Raw genomic sequence first — 24051 nt, 5'->3', positions numbered from 1 at the left:
CTTGTGCGCGGCGCGGAATGCGGCACTATATATGCAGACGAGATCAGGGATCGCGACCGCCGCACCGGATCCCGCACTCGCCGCCCGCATCCGCCACCGCTCCGGCGGCTGCCGCACACCGTCACCGGGAACCGATGTGCGGAGGTGAACGTTCCTCGTGGCGTCCGGTGCGAACACAGATCCAGCGATACCCAGGAGGTCGTTGACGATGACGCGCACATGGCGCACGCTCGCGGTCACCGGTGTCGCGACGGTGGCGGCGGGGTCCAGCGCGGGCACCGCGTGGTGGGCGACCTATCGCCTGCTGATGGCGCAGGCCCGCTCGGCGCGCACCGCCATCGGCCGCGACACCGCCAAGCCGCCGGAGGCCGACGGGGTGTACACGGCCGGCTGCGGAAAGCCCGAATCATGGCGCATCGGTGTGCGGTTCGACGTCCACCTGATGATCTTCGGCGATTCCACCGCGGCCGGCGTCGGCTGCGGCACCCCCGATGAGGTTCCGGGGGTCCGGATCGCGCGCGGCCTGGCCGACACGACGGGCCGGCGAATCCGGTTGAGCACCAAGGCGATCTCCGGGGCTACCTCCAAAGGCCTTGCCGGACAGGTGGATGCGATGTTCGTCGCGGGCCCGCCGCCGGATGTCGCGGTGATCCTCGTCGGCGCCAACGACGTCACCAAGAAGCATTCGGTATCGCGCTCGGCGCACCGGCTGCGGCAGGCGGTGCACCGGCTGCACGAGGCGGGCAGCGTCATCGTGGTCGGCACCTGCCCGGATCTCGGCACGGTCATGGCCATTCCGCAGCCGCTGCGCACCCTGGTGCACGGGTGGAGTACGCGCCTGGCACGGGCGCAGGCGGCTGCGACCCGGAGTGCTGGCGGATATCCCGTCCGCATCGGGGATCTGCTCGGCCGCGACTTCCGCAGCGCCCCCGAGGCCCTGTTCTCCGCCGACGGCTTCCATCCCTCGGCCGCCGGATACGAACTCGCGGCCGGGCACCTGCTCCCCGCGGTCCTGCGCGAACTCACCGACCACGAATCCCGGCCCGCGGACCCGCGGCCTGTCCGGGCCTGAAGCGTCGGCCGAGTGTCACACCTCACGGCCGGTTCGGACATCGGAGGCATACCGGGTGTTCCTCGGCCGACAGAGGCGACGTAAATTCGGAGGAGAATTCCGCTCGTGTGTACCGAACGGCCGCTTGGTCGTTCACCGTCCGATAAAGGAGTCCTCATGCCCGAGGCCGTCATCGTTTCGTTCGCCCGCTCCCCCATCGGCCGCGCAGGCAAGGGTTCCCTGGTCAGCATGCGTCCGGACGATCTCGCGACCCAGATGGTCCGAGCCGCCCTGGACAAGGTTCCCGCACTGGACCCGCATCAGATCGACGACCTGATGCTCGGCTGCGGCCAGCCCGGTGGCGAGGCCGGATTCAACATGGCCAAGGTCGTCGCCACCCAGCTGGGCTACGACTACCTGCCCGGCGTGACCCTGAACCGCTACTGCTCCTCCTCGCTGCAGACCACCCGCATGGCATTCCACGCGATCAAGGCGGGCGAGGGCGACGTGTTCATCTCCGCCGGCGTCGAGACCGTCTCGCGCTTCCCGAAGGGCACCTCCGACGGCTGGCCCGACACCCACAACGGCAAGTTCGGCGAGGCCGAGGCCCGCACCGCCAAGCGCAGCGAGGCCGGCTCGGACCGCTGGGCCGACCCGCGTGAGAGCGGCGAGCTGCCCGACATCTACATCGCGATGGGCCAGACCGCCGAGAACGTCGCCCAGTACACCGGCATCTCCCGCGAGGACCAGGACCACTGGGGCGTGCGGTCGCAGAACCGCGCCGAGGAGGCCATCAAGGCGGGCTTCTTCGAGCGCGAGATCACCCCGGTGACGCTGCCGGACGGCACCGTCGTCACCACCGACGACGGCCCCCGCGCGGGCACCACCTACGAGAAGATCTCGCAGCTCAAGCCGGTGTTCCGCCCCGACGGCACCATCACCGCCGGTAACGCCTGCCCGCTCAACGACGGCGCCGCCGCGCTGGTCGTCATGAGCGACACCAAGGCCAAGGAGCTGGGCCTGACCCCGCTCGCGCGCATCGTGTCCACCGGCGTGTCCGGCCTGTCGCCCGAGATCATGGGCCTGGGCCCGATCGAGGCGGTCCGCAAGGCGCTGAAGCTGGCCGGAAAGACCATCGACGACATCGACCTCTACGAGATCAACGAGGCGTTCGCGGTGCAGGTGCTGGGCTCGGCCCGCGAGCTGAAGATGGACCTGGACAGGCTGAACGTCTCCGGCGGCGCGATCGCCCTGGGCCACCCGTTCGGCATGACCGGCGCCCGCATCACCGCCACCCTGATCAACAACCTCCAGACCCACGACAAGCAGTTCGGTCTGGAGACCATGTGTGTCGGCGGTGGCCAGGGCATGGCGATGGTGATCGAGCGCCTCAGCTGATCGTCCCGACAGTCGGTCCGGCCCTCGGTGTAGCCACGGCAGCCGGGGGCCGCATCGCCGGGGCTGAGGCGTGAAACCAGTCAGCACTACGCGGTACCATTCGGTACCATCGAGTGATGGCAGGTCTCAATGTGAGGTTCAGCGAGGAGGAACTGACCTCCTTGCGTGAGCGTGCCGAAGCGGAGGGGGTCAGCATGCAGGTATTCGTGCACAATGCGGTGATCACCGCGATCAATGAGCGGGCGCGCGTGTTCAACGAGGCGGCCGAACATGTCCTACGGGTCAGTGAGGAGCTGAACCGGAGACTCGCCTGATGCAGTACCTGACACTGCAGGAACTGCTGAATCTGGCGAAACGGCTTGGTATGGACGAAGTCCGAGACTACGGGCTCCTCGACTCCGCCTTGGCGCGGCCACAATCGAGCGTCTTCGGCCAGGATGCCTATCCCGACGTGTGGACCAAGGCTGCGGCGTTGATGGAATCATTGGCCCGCAATCACGCGCTCGTCGACGGAAACAAGCGTATTGCCTGGTATGCGACCTGGGTCTTCCTACATCTCAACGGCCACCCGTTGGATGCCGACTTCAACGTGGACACAGCAGAGCAATTCGTCCTGGGTGTATGCCAGGGAATGCACGACGTAACAACCACTGCGGAGCATTTGAGACAGTTCGCCGCAGAAGAACTCTGATGTCGCGGCCGAGCCGGGACGCGATGGCGCGGCGGCTTCAGGGCTGCTGCCGATCGACTCGGGCCAGGAACTTCTTCACCAAAGGGCTTGCGATGGAACGGAATTCCTCGAAGTAGGCATGCCGCGCGCCCGGAATCAACCGGACTTGCGCGCCCGGGATGCGCTCGGCGATGAGCGGGGCATTGGCGGCGGGGTTGAAGCGGTCGTCGGCGCCATGGATGACGAGGGTGGGGGCGGCAATGTCGGGCAGCGCGTCCCAGGCATCGTGGCGATGGCTCGCGATCAAATGGCGGCGCTGGGCATAGGACGGCATGTCGGGATCGCCGAGGGTCTGGTACGGACCGGTGGTGCGGGCCAGGTAGTCGGGGGTGTACATCAGGTCCAGCAGCGTCTGGTGAGAGGTGGCCGGGTCGGCGAGCAGGTGGCGGATGTCGCTGCCGCGCTCGATGCTGTGCTTACCGCCGGCGGACGTGCAGCCGAGTACCAGTGCACGCACTCGATCGGGGTGGCGAGCCGCGACCCACTGCGCGACCCGCCCGCCCATCGAGGTGCCGTATACGTCGGCTCGGTCGATGCCCAGATCGTCCAGGGCCGCGATGGCATCGTCGGCGAATCCCGGTGTGCTGTAGACGATGTCGGGCTTGTCGCTGTCGCCGGTGCCGCGGTAGTCGAGGGTGATCGTGCGATGGGTGTCGTGGAAGTCGTCGCGAATGCCGTCCCACCAGTGGTGATTATTGGACTGCCCGGCGATCAGCAGCAGCGGGAAGCCCTCGCCCGCAACCTGGTACGCGATGCGAACGCCGTCCCGAGCCCGCGCCCATGATCGGAGCGCACCGGTGGGCGACGCATGATCCGCGCTGCGGGCCGGCGGCTGGACACTGGGCTGAATTCCGGGCATGCCTGAGAAATTACCCGTGAACGAACGGATACAGGTCCGCAGATGTAGGCGCGACGGGGCTACGCGCCCTCGCCCAGCAGGGCGCGTAGCGCGGAGTCGCCGAGTTGCCGCAGCTCGGCATGACTGCGCCCGGCCGCGGCCTGGACGGCGATGCCGTCGGAGATCGTGTGGATGAGGGCGGCCAGCGCGGCCGGTTCCTGGCGGGACGGCAGGTCGGTGGCTTGCTCGAGACGCCGGCGCAGCGCCGCCTCGCCGGCCTTGCGGACCGCGACGGCGTCCCGACGGACAGCGCGCGCATCGGGACCACCCGCTTGAACGGTCTTGACGCACAAGCAACCGTGGGGCGTATTCTCCCCCGCGGTCAGGTCGACCGCCCCGTGGATCAGCCGCTCGACGACCTCGCGGGCGGTGGGCGCCTCCAGCGCCTCGGCGGCGTATCCGCCGGGGCCGTCGAGGTAGCGGGCCAGGACCCTGCCGAACAGTTCCTCCTTGTTGCCGAAGGCGGCGTAGAGGCTGGGCTTGTTGATGCCCATCGCGGCGGTCAGGTCGGTCAGCGACGTGCCCTCGTAGCCGTACCGCCAGAACACCTCCAGCGCGCTGTCGAGTGCGGCGTCTGCGTCGAATGAGCGTGGGCGTCCGCCGGGCATGTCGTCCTCCGGGCTGTCTCCATAGTTTCTTACCTATCGGTACATTACCCCTTGCGCGGAGGCGTTCCCGCCCCCTAGTTTCATACCGAGAGGTACACAACTAAGGAGTGCGCATGATCCGAGTCGGAGTTGTCGGGGCCAGCGGCTGGGCGGACGGCTCGCACCTACCCGCGCTCGCGGCGCTCGAGGAGTTCGACGTGACCGCGGTCGCGACCACCAACCGAGCCAGCGCAGAGCGGGCGGCCGCCGCCCACGGCGCGCGGCACGCCTTCGCCGGAGCCGCCGAACTCGTCACGCACCCCGAGGTCGACCTGGTCGTCGTCTCGGTGAAGGCCTCCGGGCATGCCGCCGTGATCAGGGCGGCGCTCGACGCCGGCAAGCACGTCGTGTCCGAGTGGCCGCTGGGCATCGACGCCGGCGAGGCGGCCGAGCTGACCGAGGCCGCCACCGCCGCCGGCGTCGTTCACGCGATCGTCCTGCAGGGCCACCATTCCCCGAGCGCCCGCTTCGCCGCGGACCTCCTGGCCGACGGCCGGATCGGCATGCTCGAATCCGTCGCGCTGGTGGCGGAGGGCTCTCCCTGGGGCGGCAGCCGGATACCGTCCGACCTGGCGTTCGGCCTCGATCCCGCGGAGGGAACCAACATCCTAACCATCATGGCCGGCCATTTCCTCGCCACGCTCGAACGGGTCGCCGGCCCATTGACGCAGGTCTCCGCGCGGCTGCCCCGCACGCACGATCGCGTGCTCGTCACCGGGACGGAGCGAACCGTGCCGAATGCCACCGCGAGCCACGTGCTGTTGCACGGACGGCTGGCCGGCGGCGCCACCGCGTCGGTCGCGGTGCACGGCGGCAACGGACCCGCCCGGTACGGGTTCCGCCTCGAGATCGTCGGCAGCGACGGAGCACTGACGGCCACCCCGGCCCAGCCCGGGACATTCATCCACTGGGGCGACTGGGACATCCGGATCGGCGAGGAAACCCTGGCCGTGCCCGACGCATACCGCACCGTCCCCGTCGGCGTCCGATCCGGGCCACCGGCCAATATCGCAGCCCTCTACCGGGAGGTCGCCCGGGCCATTGCCGAAGGCCGGCAACCGAATCCCAGCTTCGAGGCCGCCCTGCGCCACCACCGGCTGCTCGCCGCCATCGAAGAGTCCGCGACCGGCGCAGTGACCCGGGACATCGCGTAGCGGGCGGGGCGGACAGACAAAACGGGTGGTCACCGGATTTCCGGCGACCACCCGTTCGAGTCGGAAGCAGTCGGCTAGTTGCGCTGCAGGTAGCTCAGCAGGCGCAGGATCTCGAGGTACAGCCACACCAGGGTGACAGTCAGGCCCAGGGCGACCCGCCAGGCCGCGCGCTCCGGGGCGCCGGCGCGGATCAACTGGTCGGCCGCGTCGAAGTCGAGCAGGAAGCTGAACGCCGCGATGCCGATGACGATCAGGCTGAACACGATCGACATCGGGCCACCGTCGCGCAGGCCGAGGCCGCCCGCATGGAAGAAGCTTGCGACCAGATTGCCGAGCATCAGCACGACCACACCGATGATGGCCGCGACCACCATCCGGGTGAAGCGCGGCGTGACGCGGATCGCACCCGTCTTGTAGACGACGAGCATGCCGAAGAACACACCGAATGTCCCCAGCACCGCCTGGGCGATGAGCCCGCCGCCGCCGACACCCCGGAATTGAACGTTGGTGAACACGAACGAGATCGCGCCGAGGAACAGGCCCTCGAAGGCGGCGTAGCTCAGCACGAGGGCCGGGTTGTCCTGCTTGCCGCCGAAGCTCGCGACCATGACCAGTACGAACGCGACCAGGGCGCCGATGCCCGCGAGGGGCCCGGCCAGCGCGCTGTTCATGGCGGTCAGGGCGTAGGAGATGATCGCCATGACGGTGACCACGCCGAGCGTGATGCCGGTCTTGGTCACCACGTCGTCGATGGTCATCGGCCGGGTGGCCGGGACCTGCTGGTAGGGCTGATAGGGCTGCTGCGGATACGGCTGGCCGTACTGGTCGAACTGTCCGGCGCCGGCGGGCGGCGTACCGAACCCCGCGTAGCCGCCGCGCTGCTGCTGCGGCAGATTTCTGAAGATCGGGTTGCTGGAAGTGCGCACCGTTCTTGGCCTTTCCGGAAGTCGCAACCCACGGCGATCGTGGGCCGTTCTGAGTATCCAACGTCCGGCCTGGAACACAAGTTCCCAACCGGACAGAAAGCGGACAAATCCGACTCTACCGTCCGGAATTCGCGCCCACGTCGGACGCTATTGCGTACCGGGCCCGCGCAAACCCCGAACCGACCTGGTAACGGTGAACTTTCGATTACGCCCGACCACGTCGGTCGTGCCGACGACTCGTTCCACCACGCCGCGATAGTTCAAGTGCGAGTTGTAAACCGTCCACAGCTCGCCGCCCGGGCGCAGCACCCGCCCGGTCTCGCTGAACATCTTGATCGCCGAGCCGGTGTGCACCGCCGCACCGACATGGAAGGGCGGGTTGCACAGGACCAGATCGGCGCTGTTGTCAGCGAGCGCGGACATCGCGTCGTCCCGCAGGATCCGGACCCGATCGGCGACGCCGTTGGCAGCCGCGGTGGCCCGGGCCGAGGCGACCGCGGCCGCGGACTGATCGGTGCCGACCACGCTCACGTGCGGGCGGGCCCTGGCGAGGGCGACGGCCAGAATGCCGGTGCCGCAACCGAGATCGATCGCCTCACGCGCGTCGGGCTTCATGCGCCGCAGGTGTTCGATCAGGAAACGGGTGCCGATGTCCAGGCGCGGACCGGAGAAGGCGGCGCCGTGCGCAACCACCTCGAGATCCAGTTCGTCCAGTCGCTTGCGAATCGGAAACGGCGGGTCGCCCAGAGATTTGGGCTCGCGCGCGGTCAGGATCCGCGACTTCTGCCGCCCGCGGCTGGCCTGCACCGATGAAAAGGATTCGGCCAGTACGTCGTTCATCGCCGGGGTGAGATATTTGTCCCTGGCGCCGGCGAATACCTGTACGTCGGGATCAGCGTATCGAGCGATGGCGTCGGCGATTTCGGCCAATCCGGACAGCGCCCGCGGCAGCCGCAGCAGCACCACCCTTACGCCCGTGAACAATTCGCGATCGAGCGCGCCGGGGGTGTAGCGATCGGCGAGTCCGACCGTGCGGGCGTTGTTGGCCAGGGCCAGTTCACCGGTGAGCAGGTCCTGGTGCACCCGCACCCCGTGCAGGTCGTGGGCGGCAACGGCGCCGAGGGTGAGCGCGCCGTACCCGTCGTCGACGACCGCGACCCGGCCGTCCCCCGCCGCGGCGAGGGCATCGGCGGCGACATCGAGAATCAACCGGTCCGCGGCGTCGACCGCGTAGAGATTCACCGCTTCCACGTCGGGGTGGCGCCGCAAACGGCCCAGTATGTCGTCGACCTCGTGCACACCTACAGTGTGCTAGATCGTTGCCGAAACGTCGCGCGCACCCCGGTAGTTATCCCTTCCCCCATCCACCCCACGCATAACGACGTGCCGCTGACCAGCGCCGGAACGCATGCGCTGCTGACGGGTTGCTCGCCAGACCCGGACAGTTCGTCCTGGCGCGGCCCCGGCACGGCTTGTACGCTGTGACCCATACGGGCGGCATCTCGGCCGGGGGGTATTCGGTTCTTCGAAACAGGCACTGCCCCAAGCGATATGCCCGAACAATCGAATTACGGGGTGGTTCACAATGAGTACCGATCAGCCGTTCGCCGATACCGTCGCCTACGGCAGCGGCCCGGACGACAGCACCACCGATACCGCCGAGACCGCCGCGGTCACCCATCACACGATCACCCTCGGCGGCCACGAAATCGCCTATACCGCAACGGCGGGCCACCTGGTCACCATCGACCCGGGCACGTCCCAGCCCAACGCGAAGATGTTCTATGTGGCCTTCACCCAGGACGATCAGCCCGAGGCCGCGCGGCCGGTGACCTTCTTCTACAACGGCGGCCCCGGCTCGTCGTCGGTGTTCGTGCTGCTGGGATCCTTTGCGCCACGGCGGATCAGGACCAATATGCCCGATTTCACCCCGCCGGCCCCGTACACGATGGAGGACAATCCCGACAGCCTGCTCGACAAGAGCGATCTGGTCTTCATCAACCCCGTCGGCACGGGGTACTCCAGTGCCGTTGCACCCCACAAGAATCGCGAGTTCTGGGGCACCGACACCGACGCCGATTCGCTGAAGGAGTTCATCAAGCGGTATCTGACGAAGAACAACCGCTGGAACTCCCCCAAGTTCCTGTTCGGCGAGTCCTACGGCACCGCACGCAGTTGCGTGCTCGCCTACAAGCTGCACGAGGACGGGGTCGATCTGAACGGCATCACCCTGCAGTCCTCGATCCTGGACTACCGCAGGGTGAACGACCCGGCCACCGCCCTGCCCACCGCCGCGGCCGACGCGTGGTTCCACAAGCGCCTGGGCATCACCCCGGCGCCCGCCGATCTGGCCGCCTTCATCACCGAGGTCGAGCAGTTCGCCAGCGGCGCGTATGCCGCTGCGCTGCAGGCCTTTCCGAAGTCCGACCCGGCCACGATCGACAAGCTCGCCGCCTACACCGGCATCGACAAGACCACGCTGGACTCCTGGAGCCTGGTCATCGACAACCGCTTCCTGACCGCGCTGCTGCAGGATCGGAACCTGGCGCTGGGCGCGTACGACGGCCGGGTGACGGGCATCGACTCCGGCATCGCGGGCACCGTCGATCCCAATGCCGGCGGCAACGATCCGACGATGGCGGCGGTCTCCGGGGTCTACACCGCGATGTGGAACTCGTACCTCAACGAGCAGCTGAAATACACCTCGACCTCGGAGTTCGTCGACCTGAACAATGCGGTGTTCGCGAACTGGGATTTCACCCACGTCGACCCGACCGGCGCCAAGCAGACCAACGGCGCGCTGTATACCGCGGGCGATCTGGCCGCGCTGATGGCGATCAATGTCGATCTGAAGGTCTTGTCCGCCAACGGTTACTACGACTTTGTCACTCCGGCCTACCGCACGGTGACCGACCTGCAGCAGATGCCGCTCGCGGATGCGACGATCCGCAAGAACCTGACCGTTCGCTTCTATCCGTCCGGGCACATGGTCTACCTGGACGGCGCCTCGCGCACGGCGCTCAAGCAGGATCTGGCCCAGCTGTACGACGCCGCGACGAACGACGCGGCGGCGGTGAGCCGCGTCGTGAGCCTGCAGCAGCGCGCGGGGTAGCTCCCGGGCCGACGCCGATGCACCCCTGGCGGCTCAATGCCCTGTCGGCATCGGCGTCGGTCGTATCCGAGCAGTGCCCGGCAGGCTGTGGCATCCACCGAGCACCACACGGTATTCGGAGCCGCCGCACCCGTGGCTGGGTCAATCCGTGATCGGGGTGGGTTCGGGGGTGGTCGTCGCCCGGCCCTTCGGCATGCCGACGGCCGCGATCGCCATGACCAGCGCCATCGCGGCCACGCCCAGGAACACCCAGTGCACCGCCGAGGCCAGTGCCGCGGGCGCGGGATGGGCGGCGTGGCCGACCCGCGCGTTCACCAGCGCGCCGAAGATCGCGACGCCCACCGCGCTGCCGATCGACCGGGCGAACATGTTGTTCGAGGTGACCACGCCGCGCTCGGTCCACTCGACGCTGCTCTGCGCGGCGATGAGAGTCGGGCTGGCGGTCAGGCCCATGCCGATACCGATCGCGAAACAGCTCGCGGCCACCTCGACCAGCGACGAGTGCGCGCCGAGCAGCAGCAACGACGCCGCGCCGAGGGTCGCCAGGCCGCCGCCGAGCAGCGCGGAGGTCCGGAAGCCGAACCGCAGGTACACCCGGCCCGACTGCCACGCGGCCAGCGGCCAGCCGAGGGTCAGCGCGCCCACGGTCAGGCCCGCGATCAGCGCGTCCACGCCCAGCACGCCCTGGGCATAGGTCGGCACGTAGGAGGTCAGGCCGAGCATGATCGCGCCCACCAGCACCGAGATCAGGCTGCTGGCCACGATAATTCTGCGACTGAACGTCCACAGCGGCAGCACCGGATTCTCCGCGCGCCGCTCCACCAGCGCGAACAGCACCAGTGCCGCCGCACCCCCGACGAACAGCACGACGCTGATCGGCGAGGACCACGCCCACGCCTGCCCGCCCTCGAGCACGGCGAGGATGACAGCCCCGACGCCGACGGTGAGCAGCGCGGCGCCCGGATAGTCGATGCGATGGCGGGTGCGCGGCGCGGTCTCGCGGAAGCTACGCAGCAGCATCCAGGCCGCCAGCGCGGCCAGCGGCAGGTTCACGAAGAAGATCCAGCGCCAGCTCAGGTACTCGGAGAAGACGCCGCCCAGCAGCGGCCCCAGCACCGACGACAGCGCCCACACACTCGCCAGGTAGCCCTGCGTCTTGGCGCGCTCCTCGAGGGTGTAGATATCGCCCGCGATCGTCATCGACATCGGCTGCACCGCCCCGGCGCCGACACCCTGTATCGCCCGAAAGACGATGAGCGCCACCATACTTGTCGCCAGCCCGCACAGCAGCGAGCCGAGCGCGAACACCGCGATGCCGAACAGCATCACCGGCTTGCGCCCGAAGGTGTCGGCGAGCTTGCCGTAGATCGGGACCGTCACCGCCTGCGCCAGCAGGTAGATCGAGAACAGCCAGGGGAATTGCGCGAAACCGCCGAGGCTCTTGGTGATGGTCAGCACCGCGGTGGCGATGATCGTGGAGTCCAGGGCCACCAGTGCGCTGGCCAGCATCAGGGAGATCAGGATCGGGCCGCGTTCGGAGCGGAAGCCGACGGCGGCGGTCGCGGATGGGGCGGATTTATTTGTGGCGGTGCTCACGCAGTCCCTCTGGCTCGCATTTACTTCAACATGGAAGTTCAACGCGCCGCCGACGCGGCTATTCCGGGGTATACCTGGAGGGGGTATTAAAAGATCGCTACACTGTCCCCGTGATCGATCGGCGCCAGACCTCCGCACCCGGATACGTCCGGGCGCTGGGTCTTTGGGCACTGCTCGCGGGCGTGCTGGTCATGCACATCGTCGCCCTCATACCCGCGCGCATGATGCACGCTGGACACGTTGCGGGACAGTCGATTACCACATCGGCCGTGGCCGGTTCGGCCACCGCCGAGGATCCCGCGATGCCGATGGCCGGCAGGCCCGGCTCGGCGATGGCGTCCGCAGTGGCCGCCCGAGTGATATCCGACACACAACCCGGTACCTCGCTTCTCGGCCCCGCCCGACTGGGCGGGTCACGCGCACAACCCGTTACCGCAACAGCGCTCGCGGGCACGCACCCCTCCCCACCGATCTCCTCCCGGGCGATGGCGAAAGCGCCACGGGCGATACCGGATTCGGACGCGACGACGCCGAGCGCAGCCCCGGCTGTGCCGATGCGCGCGATGGCGGGAATGGGTGCCACGCACGGTTGCGACTGCGGCGGCTGCGGGATGACGATGGCCGAGATGCATGCTTGCGTGTTCATCCTGACCGCGCTCACCCTGCTCCTGGGCCTGGCGCTGCTGGGCCGGATCTCCGGACGCACAGCCGATTCCGCGCGCCCCGCTCCCCGCTGGCTGTCCAGGCGCGCCCGTCCGCCGCCGTGGACGATGCCCTCCCTGGCCGAATTGTCGATTCTGCGGATCTGATGGACCGCCGCATCGGCGTGTGCACGCACGCGGATGCGGGTCCCCGCACACACGGAATCCGCAATCACCAAGGAGTACAACCATGTTCAGTTCGCGCACCCGAATCACCCTCGCCGGCACCGGAATCGCCGCCGCACTGCTCATCGCGGGCTGCAGCAGCAGCTCCGGCGGGTCCGGCAGCGGCACGATGACGCCGATGGCCGACATGCCCGGCATGAGCCAGCCGAGCGCGAGCTCGACGGCGCCGGCCCGTACCGATTTCAACGCCGCCGACGTCACCTTCCTCGACATGATGTACCCACATCACGCGCAGGCGGTCGAGATGGCGAAGCTGGTGCCGAGCCGGTCACAGAATCAGCAGCTGATCACCCTGGCGGCGAATATCGAGAAGGCGCAGTCACCGGAGATGATGCAGTTCGCGGGCCTGCTGAAGAGCTTCGGCAAGCCCGCGCCGACGGCCACCATGGATCACCCCATGGACGGGGTGATGTCACAGGATCAGATGACCGCGCTCGAGAAGTCGACCGGCACGGCCTTCGACACCATGTGGCTGAAGATGATGATCGAGCACCATCAGGGCGCGGTCACCATGTCGAACACGGAGCTGGCGGGCGGGGTGAATCCCGACGCAAAGACGTTGGCGCACAACATCATCACCGCGCAGCAGGCCGAGATCCAGCAGATGCAGGGCATGTTGAACCAGCACTGACGCATGCGAATGGGGTCCCCCGGCCGGCGGGGGACCCCATTCGAGCGGATCAGCTGCCGATGACGGCGTTCATGATGGTGCCCGCACTGGTGGCGACGCCGCCGCCGATCATCGCGCCCGCCACCATCTTCGGCGACTCCAGGTTGCCGCCGCTCCACTTCTCCCAGGCGAAGCGGCCGCCGCCGTAGGTCACGGCGGTGACGCCGGACAGCAGCACGAACCAGGTGAAGTACCGGACCAGCTTGAGCAGCTTGTCGGCCGCCGGCGGGGTCTCCGGGGTGGGGTTGCCGACCTGGGCCAGCACCGTCGTGTACATCTCATGTGCGGCGAGAACCATGCTCACGTTCGTTGTCCTCTCGGATGCTGAGGTGATGCTGGCGTGACCACCCGCCCGGGCGAACTGTGCAAACGGCGGGAGCAAGCAGGAAGAACTCGTCGATCACGATCATTGAACCGCATTTGCCCCCCATCGCGCAGGCAGACACACAAGATCGGCCGGTAACGGAACGGCCGAAACGCCCTCCGACGGTGGGAATTCCCTTCGCGAAATATTTATGGATTGTTTACGGCGGCCTCTGGCAGCATGAGCGGTACCGGGTGGGGACGAGTTCCACACGGCGGCAGCAGCGAACAGTTTCGGGTGGGCGGCGATGACGCGGTGTGAGCAACCGGAGTGCACGGGCACGATCCGGGAGGGGTATTGCGACGTCTGCGGGCTCGCTCCCGAACAACCGGTGGCGCCCGGCGCCGGCGCCTCCCCCGCCGCGGTCGCGCGGTGCGAACAGCCGGGCTGTTCCGGCGTCATCGAGGACGGCTACTGCACGGTCTGCGGCCTGGCTCCCGAGGACGCCGCGGCCCGATCAGCCTCCACCCCCCGCTCCGCCACCGTCGCGGGCGCCTCGTCCGGCATCTCGCGCCGCTCGACCCGGCGCGGATCCAGCCGCTCCCGCTCGAACCGGACCTCGCGATCGAGCCGCGGCCACCTCGGCGCCGGACTCGTCACGATCGCCCCGGTGCCGTATCGGGATCCCTCGACCGCGATCATGACCGATCCGCAGGTACCCGAGCGCGACCGGTTCTGCAGCCGGTGCGGCAACGAGGTCGGCCGCGGGCACGATGGCCGCGCGGGCCGCAGCGAGGGTTTCTGCGCGCACTGCGGGGCCGGATTCTCCTTCACGCCCAAGCTGTCCCCGGGCGATCTGGTCTCGGGGCAGTACGAGGTACTGGGCTGCCTGGCCCACGGTGGCCTGGGCTGGATCTATCTGGCGCGCGACCGCAATGTCAGCGACCGCTGGGTGGTGCTCAAGGGCCTGCTGGACAGCGGCGACAGCGATGCGATGGCGGCCGCGGTGGCCGAGCGGCAGTTCCTGGCCACCGTCGAACATCCGAACATCGTCAAGATCTACAACTTCGTGCAGCACCCCGATCCGCGCACCGGGGAGCTGGTCGGCTACATCGTCATGGAGTACGTCGGCGGCGCCTCCCTGAAGGAGCTGCGCTCCAAGCGAAACGGCTCCGGGCAGCTCGAACCCCTGCCGCCCGCACAGGGTCTGGCCTACATGCTCGAGATCCTGCCCGCCATAGGGTACCTGCACTCGTTGGGCCTGCTGTACTGCGACTTCAAGCCGGACAACGTCATTCAGTGCGAGGAACGGCTGGAGCTGATCGACCTGGGCGCGGTGCGCAGGGTGGACGACGACGACAGCGTGGGCTTCAAGACCGACGGCTACTGCGCGCCGGAACTCGAGGACGAGGGCGCCTCGATCGAATCCGATCTGTACACCATCGGGCGCACCCTGGCGGTGCTGACCTTCAATTTCGACTACCGCAAGCGGTACGTGCACGATATTCCGCCGGCGGTGGATGTGCCTGTGCTGCAACAGCATCCCTCGCTCGAGCGGCTGCTGCGCCGCGCCACAGCGCCCGATCCGGACGATCGCTTCGGCTCCGCGACGGAGATGGCCGAACAGCTCACCGGCGTGCTGCGCGAGGTGGTGGCGGCGCAGGAGGGCGTGGCCCATCCGGCATTGTCCACAGTGTTCAGCGCCGAGCGCGGAGTATTCGGGGCCGAACCCCGGAACTGGCCCGCGCCGCTGGCCCCGGCCGCGGTGACGCGGACTCTGCCGGTGCCGCTGGTGGATTCGGCCGACCCGGCCGCGCGCTGGCTGGCCACGGCCGGCGGCGGTGACCCGGCCCGGGTGGTCGCGATGCTGACCGCCGCCCCGATCCAGACCTACGAGGTGGGCTTGGCCCTGGTGCGGGCCCGCTTGGAGGCGGGCGACACCGCCACCGCCGTCGCCGAATTGGACGGCCTCGAGGAGACCGAGGCGGCGGACTGGCGGATCGGCTGGCATCGCGGCCTGGCCGCGCTCAACAGCGGTGACTTCAGCACCGCGCGGACGCATTTCGACGAGTCCTACGATCTGCTGCCCGGCGAGGCGGCGCCGAAGCTGGCCCTGGCCGCGGCGATCGAGTGCGCGGGCGACGCGGCCGCCGCCGCGCGGCTGTACCGGCTGGTGTGGGGTACCGACCAGAGCTATCCCAGCGCCGCCTTCGGGCTGGCGCGAACCCTGCTGGCGCAGCGCGATTTCGAGGGGGCGATCGCGGCGGTGGAGTCGGTGCCGGAGACCTCGAGCTATTTCGTCCCGGCCCGCCTGGCGGCGGTCCGCATCCGGGTGCAGGCCGCGACCGAGCAGTATCTGGTGGTGGCCGGGCAGCGGCTGGGCGAACTCGACCTGGATCCGGAGCGCAAGGCGCACTTCGGAATCCAGGTGCTGGACGCCGCCCGCACGCTGGCATCGCAGCAGCGCGGAGCCGCGAGCGCCGTGCAGATTCTGGACTGCCCGCTGAACGACCGGGCCCTGCGCCGTGCCCTGGAATCGCAGTACCGGACGCTGGCCCGGCTCTCCACCGACGAGCGCAGCCGCCGGGATCTGGTCAACCGCGCCAACGACATCCGGCCACTGAGCTGGATCTGACGCCCGCGCCGGCAATCACCACGAGGGAAGCGTTATGCAGGCAGTCCCCGAGCATCTGCCCGATACCAGTGGAGCACAGGTCAATACGAGCACATCGACAGGAGCGCGACCGTGACCGAGCGAAGCGAGGGCACCACGGGCACAGCACCAACGGTCGCAGCGGAGCGAAGCGGAGCTGTGACCGAGCGAAGCGAGGGAACCACGGGCACAGCACCTACGGTCGCAGCGGAGCGAAGCGGAGCTGCGACCGCGACCCAGGTCCGCCCCGATGCCCCGAGCGCCCGGCGCGGAGTGCTCTCCACGGCCAGGGACCGACTCCCCGAACGTTCGGACCGCCCGGCCTGGATCCGGCTGCTCGCCGTGGTGGCGGTGATCGCGGCGTTCGCCACGGCCCTGACCGTCGCCCTGGGCGCGAGCGCGCTGCGCAACGGCATCGACTCACTGGGCCACAAGACCGCGCCGGGCGTCGCCGCGAGCCAGGATCTTGCCTCCGCGCTCGCGGACATGGACGCCCAGACCACGAATCTGCTTCTGGTGGGCGACGATTCGGCCCTGTCCGATACCCGCACCTACGCGCTGACCACCTACGAACAGCGCCGCACACAGGCCGACCGGGACCTGCAGCAGGCCACCGCCATCGCCGGTAACGACGCCGGCGCCAAGGACACCGTCAACAATCTGCTCGACCAATTCGGCCAGTATCAGGCGCTGGTCGCGAATATCGAACTCCTGGAGAGCTCCGGGCACAACCCCGCCGGACACCCCTCGGCCGACATCCTGAGCCAGTACCAGCAGGCTACCGACATGAACGCCGGGATGCTCAGGGAGACACAGATTCTCACTGATCAGAACAGCACCGTGCTGCAGACCGCCTACGCCTCGACCCGGCACAGTGCGGCGGTCTCGGGCATGTGGCTGGCGATCTTCGCCCTGGTGTTGTTCGTGGCGCTGATCGGGCTGCAGATCATGCTGCGGCTGATGATGCGCCGATGGCTCAACCCGGCACTGCTGGTGGCCACCGCGCTGGCGCTGGCCATGGTGATCGGCGGGGCGATCGCGACCGCGCAGGCCGAGAGTCAGCTGCGGACGGCCAAACAGGACGCCTTCGATTCGCTGCTGTCGCTCGAGCAGGCCCGCGCCATCGGCTACGACGCCAACGCCGACGAGAGCCGGTACCTGGCCGATCCCGCCCGGGCCCAGGACTATCAGAACGCGTTCCTGAGCAAGTCGCAGCGGCTGGTGCAGCTGGGCATGCCCACGCAAACCCAGTATTACGCACTGCCGCAGTACTATCCGGCGCTGGTAACCGGCGTGGACGCGGTCGACGGCGGGCACGGCGCGGCGTTCGGCGGCCTGTTCGGCGACGAACTGCACAACATCACCTTCGCGGGCGAGGGCGACGCGGCCAAGGCCACGGTGGACGCTTACCGGGCCTACCAGGCGGACGACCACACCCTGCGCGCGGACGCGGCCACCGACCTGCGGCAGGCGATCTCGTTCGACACCAACCCGCAGCCCGGCTCCTCGGACGGCGACTTCGACGCCTTCAACTCCCAGCTCGACATCCTGATCGGGATCAACCAGCACGCCTTCGACACGGCGATCCCCGCGGGCATCGACGCGCTGAGCGGCTGGGCGACCTGGCTGCCCTACGTGCTGTTCGCCCTCGTCACGGTGGCGATCTTCCTGGGCGTGCGGCCTCGCCTGGCGGAGTACCGGTAACACGCCGGGGGATCATGGGCCAGAATTTGCGCATGGATACTGGCCGTACCGAGGCGTTCAGCGATGGGGTGTTCGCCGTCGCCATCACTCTGCTCGTACTGAACTTCCACACGCCCGAGGGCAATCTGCGCTCGGGACTGCTGCACATGTGGCCGTCCCTGCTCGCCTACGCGGTCAGCTTCCTGAACGTAGGGATCATGTGGATGAACCACCACGCCATGTTCCGGCACGTGGCGCGGGCCGATCGGCCGCTGCAGCTGTTGAATCTGCTGCTGCTCATGGCCGTGGTGCTGGTGCCGTTCCCCACCGACATGCTCGGCCAGATGCTGAGCCACGAATTGCACGGCGGGGACACCGCGACGGGCGCATTCGTCTACGGCCTGGTGATGATCGCCATGGCGGCCGGATTCAGCGGCGTGTGGTTCTATGCGGTGCTGCGGCCGGGCATCCTCAAGGCACGAATCGACCGGCATGCGTTGCGCGTCGCCACGTTTCGCTTCTGCGTCGGCGCGGTCGTCTACATCCTGGCCACCGCGCTGGCGCTGTGGGAGCCGCTGGCCGCCCTGATCGTGTTCGGCCTGCTCTCGTTCTACTACTCCTTCGAGCACCTGCCGCTGGCACCGGCGTCTCGGGACAGGTCTTCATCCTCCGCGTAGCCGGGAGCAGGGTCCACGGCGACCACACGCCCGGGCCCATCTCCGCGAACGGATCCGGATTCACCGTCTCACGCTGACGGGCCGCCGTCCTCCCACGGCACGAGCACGATCTTGCCGCGCACCCGGCCGGATTCGCTGAGCTTGTGCGCCTCGGCGACGTCGGCCAGCGACATCACGCGCTCGATCTCGATCCGCAGTTTTCCCTGCGCGGCAAGGGTTCCGACCTCGCCGGCGTCCGAACTGTTGGGATCCATGTAGACGCGGACGTACCGCGGATCGCCCTCCGCGTCCGAGCCCTGGGTGTCGAAGTAGACGCCGTCCGCGCGCAACGTGCGCAACGACCGCTGCCCGTAATCGCCGCCGATCAAGTCCAGTACGACGTCCACCTCGCGCACCACCTCCGCGAAATCGACCGTGGTGTAATCGATCAGCTCGTCGGCGCCGAGCGAGCGCAGGAAGTCGTGATTGACCGCGCGGGCGGTGCCGATCACAGAGGCGCCCCGGGCCTTGGCGATCTGAACCGCGACATGGCCGACGCCACCGGCGGCCGCGTGGATCAGGATCCGCTGCCCGGCACGCAGATTTGCCAGCGCCTGCCAGGCGGTCAGGGCGGCGGTCGGCAGGGCCGCGGCCTGCACGGCATCCAGCCCTGCGGGCCTGATTGCGAGCGTATTCGCCGGTACCACAGCGTATTCCGCATAGGCTCCGAAGCGGCTCATGAAGACGCCGAAGACCTCGTCGCCGCGCTCGAGCCCGGTCACCTCCTCGCCGCGTTCGATCACGGTGCCCGCCACGTCGAGCCCGAGCGTGAGCGGCGGCTCCCCCAGCCGGTCCCGCAGGTATCCGGCCCGGATCTTCCAGTCGGCCGGATTCACCGAGGTCGCCGCGACCCGGACGAGCACCTCCCCGGGGCCGGGCTGCGGGCGGGGGATCTCCACGGTCTCGAGGACGTCCGGACCACCGAATGTGTTCTGACTGATTGCTCGCATGACAGCGATTCTGCGATGCTTGGTAACCATTGGAAAGTAGGCACTAATTAGATACCGAGGTACCCGATGGATACCGCCAGCGCCCCGCACTGGATCGACGAGAACGACCTCGTCGACAGCTACCTGCACCGCTGCCCGGCCCGCGAACTGCTCGGCCTGCTCGCCGACAAGTGGGTGCTGCTGGTGATCGGCGTGCTGCGCCTGAGCGAGGAGCCCGTCAGATTCAACGTGCTGCGCCGCCGCCTGGACGGAATCACCCAGAAAATGCTCACCCAGACGCTGCGCGGCCTCGAGCGCGAGGGCCTGGTCCAGCGCACCGTATACCCGACCGTCCCGCCGCGCGTGGAGTATTCCCTCACCGCGCTCGGCCTCGACCTGGGCAACATCACCCACGCCATGGGCATGTGGACCGTCGACCATCGCGACGAAATGCTCACCGCCCGTGCCGAATTCGATGCGCGCGAGGCCGGCTCGCCGGCACCCGTCGCACACCGCGGCAACTAGCAGCGCGCCGGAGCGACACTCATTGCGGCGAGCCGAGTAGCCACATGGCGATCGACGTAGCCGCCGCGGATTCGGTCCGAGGCCTACCTACGCGAGGCCACCACCGACCAGACGGTGTCAGTTCCCTCCGGCGCGGGAATGCCCGCGAAACGGTCGCCGATCCAGTCCGCCATCGTTCGAATTCCGATGAACTGCAAGGGAAGATGGGTGCTGAGACGGTCCCGCACGTACCGCACCCGTGCCCCGGCGCGTAGGTAGCGACGCACCAGCTCGTCCACGTCGGCGACGGCGATCACCTCGTCGTTCACGCCCTGCAACACCAGCATCGGCATCGCCGGGGCCAGGCCGCCGGGCCGGATGTCCGCGATCACCTCCCGCATGTCCGGCAGGTCCAGCAGCGCGGCCAGACCGGGTTCGCAGTGCCGGTCGACATCGCGCCCGGCCAGCCGGGCGAGCAGCGGAAGGGTCGGCGTCACTTCGGCTTTCGCGAGCAGCTCCAGATACGACGGGCGCAGATGCGCGAGCAGGATCGCGTCCAACCGCGGATAGGCCCGCCGCAGACCCGCGAGGAAGACCATGGCGAATCCGGCGAACGGGGTGCCGTTCAGGCGGACGAAGGCCGCACCCGGATCGCCCACCGGAGACCCGGCCACGGCGCCGACGATCCGGAGCTCCGGCGCGTACCCCGCGGCAAGCTCCGCCGCCCAGGCCGTGGCCAGCCCACCGCCCGAATACCCCCACAGCGCAACGGGTGTCCGCGAATTCAAGCCGAGCGGCCCGAACCCCAGAGCGGCCCGGATCCCGTCCAGCGCGCGATAACCGGGCTCACGCGGCACCCCGAAGTGCCCGCCCAGGCCGCCGTGATCCGGCACCGACACCGCCCAGCCGCGGGCCAGCGCGGCGATGATCAGCGGCACCTCCAGCTGCGGCACGGCCCCCAGCGCCCTGGCACCGCGGCGCAGCGCATAGGACGGAAAGCATTGCGGTGCGATGGCATCGATCGCGCACTGATACGACACCAGCGGCCGCGGCCGGGCGCGATTCGCGCCCCGGGGCAGCAGCACCGTGGTCACCGCGACCTCGGGAGCGCCGTGCAGATCCACGCTGCGGTACAGCAGCTGCCACGCCGAGACCCGCAGTGGGACAACACCGAACACCGCCAGCTCCACCTCACGACTGCGCAGCAGCGCGCCGGGCTCGAGCCGCTCGAACCCACCGGGCGTGCGATAGAACGGGTCCCGGTCCGGACGCAGCGGCCACACACGGTCACCACGCCGAGCGCCGCGCACTCTGTCTCCCTCGGCCATTCGCGTCTCTCCGCTCACCGGCAACCACCGTTCGTCTCGTCACAACTCACACCCGCCCTCGCAGCGCATACGGGCCACCGCCGCCACGATCCCGCTCGTCCACGCGCGTCACCGGGCGGAATGCGCCGTCGCCGTAGTGCCCGCCCCGGTCCGAGCACATCGAGTTGACGGAAAACCAAGTGCTGCCGCGGTATTCGTTGCTTCTCACAACCCACCTCCGCCGCCGACCAACCACGGATTGAATGTGCACACCAGCGCGGGATGCCCTATCGGATCCAGTGCGTGCAGCACGATCGACAGTGCGCGAGGCGAATACATCATCGTGAGATGGTCGGACAGATCCTGCCCGCACCCGTCCTGCAGCGTGATGTCGTCCACGGTCGCGCCGGGGCCCGCGCGCAGGTAGCCCAGGGCGACCGGGTTCATCACCTCGTCGTAGCGCGATTCCACGACCGTGTAGGCGACCCCCGCAACGGTGTCGCCGCCCGCCCCGAGCCTGGTCAGGAAGTCCGAGCCGACCGCCTGCTCCACATTCGCCGGGCCGATGATCGGGCGGTAGAAGCCGAAGATGGGCACGCCGAGCCGATCCAGCAGCCGTCCCAGCGTCGCCATGCCCAGCAGAGTGGTGCCGTGATGGGTGCCGCCGAGGCTGATCACCCGCGCCACCCTGCCTGTACCGCCGTCGAATTTCAGATATTGATCGGTGACCGGCGCGCCCTGCGAATGCGCGACGATGTCGACCCGATCGGCGTGGGTCGCCGCGCGCACCCGGTCGACGAAATCACCGAGCTGGCGCGCGGAATTCTCGATGGGGCCGACCCCGTAACGCCCGGGCAGCACCGAGGCGACACCACCGCCGTCCAGCAGTCCGCTTCGCCCGTAGTTGAAGGCGAAGACACAGAATCCGGCGCGGGCCAGCCTCGGCGACATGGCCGAGAAGCTGTCGTAGGCATCGAGCCAGGTGCCGTGCACCAGCACGATCGGATCCGGATGTGCGGCGCCCGGCGTGCATCCCCAGTTGTTCGCTCCCGGCGGCGCCGCGTCGGGATGACTCAGGCTGTAGGCGAATGCGGCCAGGTAGGAGGACATTTCGGGGCCGGCGCCGAGCGTGTCCGAGGCCCAGCTGGGCCTCGGGCCCGCGCTACCGGTGTCCACGATCGGCCGAATCCGCCGCCCCGCGTCCGCATGCGTTCCCGCGGCCAGGTAGTCGGCGAACTGCTGTTCGGTGGGCGGGGGCGGCGGCGCGGCGTATCCGGCCCCCGCGCCCGCGGTGATTCCCAGTGCGGCGGCACAGGCCAGCACGGCCGCGCCGAATACCCTGCGCCCCATTGTGTGCGTCATTGCAACCTTTCGTCGACCCCGGCCGCTCCGTACACAAAATTCGTTGCCGCAGTGAATGAACCGCCAATTCCGGTGCCACACCGCGATTCCCGCCGAATCGACCCGAATCGACGCTAATCCGGGGGAACGGCCGGTGTCACTGCACTCGGGCGAGCAGGTATCCGCGGTGACATTGTCGTGCGGAACAAAGTTCAGGCGCCCTGAGCGCTCCCCTTGCCGCCTGCACTGTCGCCGGTAACAATCGGCCCATGCCCCCGCCACCCACCCTCGCCGTGCGCATGCTCGATCGCCTGCCACAGATCGCCGAGCGCATCCTGGCCTCCGGGCTGGGTTCGACCCCGCCGGCCGCGGACCTGCCCGACGGGCATTTCCTCGAGGTGCTCCCGGTCATTCACGGCTGCGCGCACGCGTTCCTGCATGCGGTGGATCAGGGCCGCGCGTTCACCCACGAGGAGGTGGCGGAGTTCATCGTTCCGGCGGTGGAACGCCATGCGCAGGACCGGCTTCCGCTGCGGCTGCTCGTAGAGGCGGTGCACGCCTCGGCGCGGCAGGTGCTGAGCGAGGCGGTGGCGCTGAGCGATCCGGAGGACCTCGATCAGCTCGTCGACTTCGGCGATCGCATGCTGGAGCTGCTCATGCACATCAATACGATCACTGTCGAGTCGTATGCCGAGGTCGAGCGGTCGATCTACCACGCCGAGCGCGAGGCCCGCCGGGCATTGTGCGCGGCGCTGCTGCGCGGGCACCCCGCGACCGAACTCGCCGCCCGGGCGGGCATTGCACTGGCCGGGCGCTACACCGTGCTGGCGATCGGACTGCCGCCCGGCGAGCATCGCGCGGCGGTGGCCACGCTGCTCACCCGGCGGCGCATCCGGCTGCTGCAGCAGAGCGTCGATCAGCTGGCGGGCACGGCGGTCCTGCACACCTTCGACGGGTCGCACGGAATCGCGTTGCTGCCCGCCGATTCCGAGCCCGGCACCGACGAATCCGGCTGGCTGGCAACCGAACTCGCCGATCAGTTCGGCACGAGCGTGATTCTGGCCGAGATTCCCTCGGCGCCACGCGAATCCGTGCCCGACGCCGCGCGCCTGGCCGCCGAACTCGCCGAGCTGGCCCGGTTGCTGAACCGCCCTACCGGCGCCTACCGCCTGGACGATCTGCTGCTGGAGTACCAGCTCACCCGCCCGGGACCGGCGCGCGAGCGGCTGGCCGGGCGCATCGCCCCGCTGCTGCGCAGCCCGCACCTGCTCGAGACCCTGGACGCGCACCTGCGGCACGGCTCGGACCGCAAGGCGGCCGCCGCCGAAATGCACGTCCACCCCAACACCTTCAGCTACCGGCTGCGCCGGATCGCGGAGCTGACCGGAACCGACCCGGGCGAACCCGACGGCTCGCGGCTGCTGGCCGCCGCCCTCATTGTGCACCGAAGTAGCCATACCATTCAGCACATTTCGGACACCGACCCGAAAACAGCAGGTAGGCCCGTATAGTCAAACGGTTTGCCAAAAGGTAGCCTTTCCGATC

Annotated in this window: 23 protein-coding genes; 13 read left to right on the top strand and 10 right to left on the bottom strand. The window is 68.8% G+C overall.

The window, feature by feature from the left end:
• The first annotated feature begins 208 nt into the window (after positions 1–208).
• The 4 genes from KO481_RS39215 (at position 209) to KO481_RS39200 (ending at position 3140) form a co-directional block, all read left to right on the top strand.
• Positions 209–1072, top strand: coding sequence for an SGNH/GDSL hydrolase family protein (locus tag KO481_RS39215; RefSeq protein ID WP_215923618.1), 864 nt, complete (start codon positions 209–211; stop codon positions 1070–1072).
• Between the two features lie 156 nt (positions 1073–1228).
• Positions 1229–2449: an acetyl-CoA C-acetyltransferase gene (locus tag KO481_RS39210; protein ID WP_215923617.1), complete on the top strand. Its 1221-nt coding sequence runs from the start codon at positions 1229–1231 to the stop codon at positions 2447–2449.
• Positions 2450–2565: 116 nt separating this feature from the next.
• Entirely contained in the window at positions 2566–2763 is a 198-nt protein-coding gene (locus KO481_RS39205) for an antitoxin Phd (RefSeq protein ID WP_215923616.1), read from the top strand.
• The gene (locus KO481_RS39200; protein ID WP_372452184.1) at positions 2760–3140 is read left to right on the top strand and encodes a type II toxin-antitoxin system death-on-curing family toxin; all 381 of its coding nucleotides are present in this window, start codon (positions 2760–2762) and stop codon (positions 3138–3140) included. The genes KO481_RS39205 and KO481_RS39200 overlap by 4 nt, the downstream gene beginning before the upstream one ends.
• A 37-nt stretch (positions 3141–3177) precedes the next feature.
• Here KO481_RS39200 and KO481_RS39195 read toward each other — a convergent pair whose 3' ends face one another.
• Together KO481_RS39195 and KO481_RS39190 are read right to left on the bottom strand one after the other, a co-directional pair.
• Positions 3178–4038 (bottom strand): alpha/beta fold hydrolase, encoded by an 861-nt coding sequence (locus KO481_RS39195; protein ID WP_215923614.1) that lies wholly within the window; start codon positions 4036–4038, stop codon positions 3178–3180.
• 59 nt (positions 4039–4097) lie between these two features.
• On the bottom strand, positions 4098–4685 hold the full coding sequence (locus tag KO481_RS39190) for a TetR/AcrR family transcriptional regulator (protein WP_215923613.1): 588 nt from the start codon (positions 4683–4685) through the stop codon (positions 4098–4100).
• A gap of 113 nt (positions 4686–4798) precedes the next feature.
• Here KO481_RS39190 and KO481_RS39185 point away from each other — a divergent pair, with 113 nt between their 5' ends.
• Positions 4799–5878, top strand: a complete 1080-nt coding sequence (locus tag KO481_RS39185) for a Gfo/Idh/MocA family protein (protein WP_215923612.1) — start codon at positions 4799–4801, stop codon at positions 5876–5878.
• 74 nt (positions 5879–5952) lie between these two features.
• On the opposite strand, the gene KO481_RS39180 is transcribed toward KO481_RS39185, so the two are convergent.
• On the bottom strand, positions 5953–6804 hold the full coding sequence (locus KO481_RS39180; protein WP_215923611.1) for a Bax inhibitor-1/YccA family protein: 852 nt from the start codon (positions 6802–6804) through the stop codon (positions 5953–5955).
• A gap of 147 nt (positions 6805–6951) precedes the next feature.
• The gene (locus KO481_RS39175; protein ID WP_215923610.1) at positions 6952–8103 is read right to left on the bottom strand and encodes a class I SAM-dependent methyltransferase; all 1152 of its coding nucleotides are present in this window, start codon (positions 8101–8103) and stop codon (positions 6952–6954) included.
• Positions 8104–8389: 286 nt separating this feature from the next.
• On the opposite strand from KO481_RS39175, the gene KO481_RS39170 reads away from it, so the two are divergent.
• Positions 8390–9916 (top strand): S10 family peptidase, encoded by a 1527-nt coding sequence (locus tag KO481_RS39170; protein ID WP_215923609.1) that lies wholly within the window; start codon positions 8390–8392, stop codon positions 9914–9916.
• A gap of 141 nt (positions 9917–10057) precedes the next feature.
• Here KO481_RS39170 and KO481_RS39165 read toward each other — a convergent pair whose 3' ends face one another.
• Positions 10058–11512 carry an MFS transporter gene (locus tag KO481_RS39165; protein ID WP_308166953.1) on the bottom strand — a complete coding sequence of 485 codons (1455 nt, stop codon included), beginning with the start codon at positions 11510–11512 and terminating at the stop codon, positions 10058–10060.
• Positions 11513–11622: 110 nt separating this feature from the next.
• Here KO481_RS39165 and KO481_RS44560 point away from each other — a divergent pair, with 110 nt between their 5' ends.
• Together KO481_RS44560 and KO481_RS39155 are read left to right on the top strand one after the other, a co-directional pair.
• Positions 11623–12321 (top strand): DUF6153 family protein, encoded by a 699-nt coding sequence (locus tag KO481_RS44560; protein WP_215923608.1) that lies wholly within the window; start codon positions 11623–11625, stop codon positions 12319–12321.
• Positions 12322–12403: 82 nt separating this feature from the next.
• Positions 12404–13030 carry a DUF305 domain-containing protein gene (locus KO481_RS39155; RefSeq protein WP_215923607.1) on the top strand — a complete coding sequence of 209 codons (627 nt, stop codon included), beginning with the start codon at positions 12404–12406 and terminating at the stop codon, positions 13028–13030.
• A 49-nt stretch (positions 13031–13079) separates the two neighbouring features.
• Here KO481_RS39155 and KO481_RS39150 read toward each other — a convergent pair whose 3' ends face one another.
• Complete coding sequence (locus tag KO481_RS39150; protein ID WP_215923641.1) at positions 13080–13367, bottom strand: hypothetical protein; 288 nt, start codon at positions 13365–13367, stop codon at positions 13080–13082.
• 313 nt (positions 13368–13680) lie between these two features.
• Here KO481_RS39150 and KO481_RS39145 point away from each other — a divergent pair, with 313 nt between their 5' ends.
• The 3 genes from KO481_RS39145 (at position 13681) to KO481_RS39135 (ending at position 18386) form a co-directional block, all read left to right on the top strand.
• On the top strand, positions 13681–16008 hold the full coding sequence (locus KO481_RS39145; RefSeq protein ID WP_215923606.1) for a serine/threonine-protein kinase: 2328 nt from the start codon (positions 13681–13683) through the stop codon (positions 16006–16008).
• A 177-nt stretch (positions 16009–16185) separates the two neighbouring features.
• Positions 16186–17730, top strand: a complete 1545-nt coding sequence (locus KO481_RS39140) for a GlnX family signal transduction membrane protein (RefSeq protein ID WP_215923605.1) — start codon at positions 16186–16188, stop codon at positions 17728–17730.
• Positions 17731–17762: 32 nt separating this feature from the next.
• On the top strand, positions 17763–18386 hold the full coding sequence (locus KO481_RS39135; protein WP_215923604.1) for a TMEM175 family protein: 624 nt from the start codon (positions 17763–17765) through the stop codon (positions 18384–18386).
• 68 nt (positions 18387–18454) lie between these two features.
• Here KO481_RS39135 and KO481_RS39130 read toward each other — a convergent pair whose 3' ends face one another.
• Entirely contained in the window at positions 18455–19375 is a 921-nt protein-coding gene (locus KO481_RS39130) for an NADP-dependent oxidoreductase (RefSeq protein WP_215923603.1), read from the bottom strand.
• Positions 19376–19441: 66 nt separating this feature from the next.
• Here KO481_RS39130 and KO481_RS39125 point away from each other — a divergent pair, with 66 nt between their 5' ends.
• Positions 19442–19879, top strand: coding sequence for a winged helix-turn-helix transcriptional regulator (locus KO481_RS39125; protein WP_215923602.1), 438 nt, complete (start codon positions 19442–19444; stop codon positions 19877–19879).
• An 83-nt stretch (positions 19880–19962) separates the two neighbouring features.
• Here KO481_RS39125 and KO481_RS39120 read toward each other — a convergent pair whose 3' ends face one another.
• From KO481_RS39120 to KO481_RS39110, 3 genes are read right to left on the bottom strand one after another with little or no spacing between them, the layout of a single operon-like run.
• Positions 19963–21186: a lipase family protein gene (locus KO481_RS39120; protein ID WP_215923601.1), complete on the bottom strand. Its 1224-nt coding sequence runs from the start codon at positions 21184–21186 to the stop codon at positions 19963–19965.
• A 46-nt stretch (positions 21187–21232) separates the two neighbouring features.
• Positions 21233–21394: a hypothetical protein gene (locus KO481_RS39115; RefSeq protein ID WP_215923600.1), complete on the bottom strand. Its 162-nt coding sequence runs from the start codon at positions 21392–21394 to the stop codon at positions 21233–21235.
• A complete protein-coding gene (locus KO481_RS39110) occupies positions 21391–22527 on the bottom strand; it encodes an esterase/lipase family protein (protein WP_215923599.1) in 1137 nt (378 codons plus the stop codon). The genes KO481_RS39115 and KO481_RS39110 overlap by 4 nt, the downstream gene beginning before the upstream one ends.
• A gap of 248 nt (positions 22528–22775) precedes the next feature.
• On the opposite strand from KO481_RS39110, the gene KO481_RS39105 reads away from it, so the two are divergent.
• On the top strand, positions 22776–24017 hold the full coding sequence (locus KO481_RS39105) for a PucR family transcriptional regulator (RefSeq protein ID WP_215923598.1): 1242 nt from the start codon (positions 22776–22778) through the stop codon (positions 24015–24017).
• The last annotated feature ends 34 nt before the right edge of the window (positions 24018–24051 follow it).

The sequence above is a fragment of the Nocardia albiluteola genome, from assembly GCF_018860155.1.
Taxonomy (GTDB): domain Bacteria; phylum Actinomycetota; class Actinomycetes; order Mycobacteriales; family Mycobacteriaceae; genus Nocardia; species Nocardia albiluteola.
This window is presented reverse-complemented; position numbering and strand designations above follow the sequence as displayed.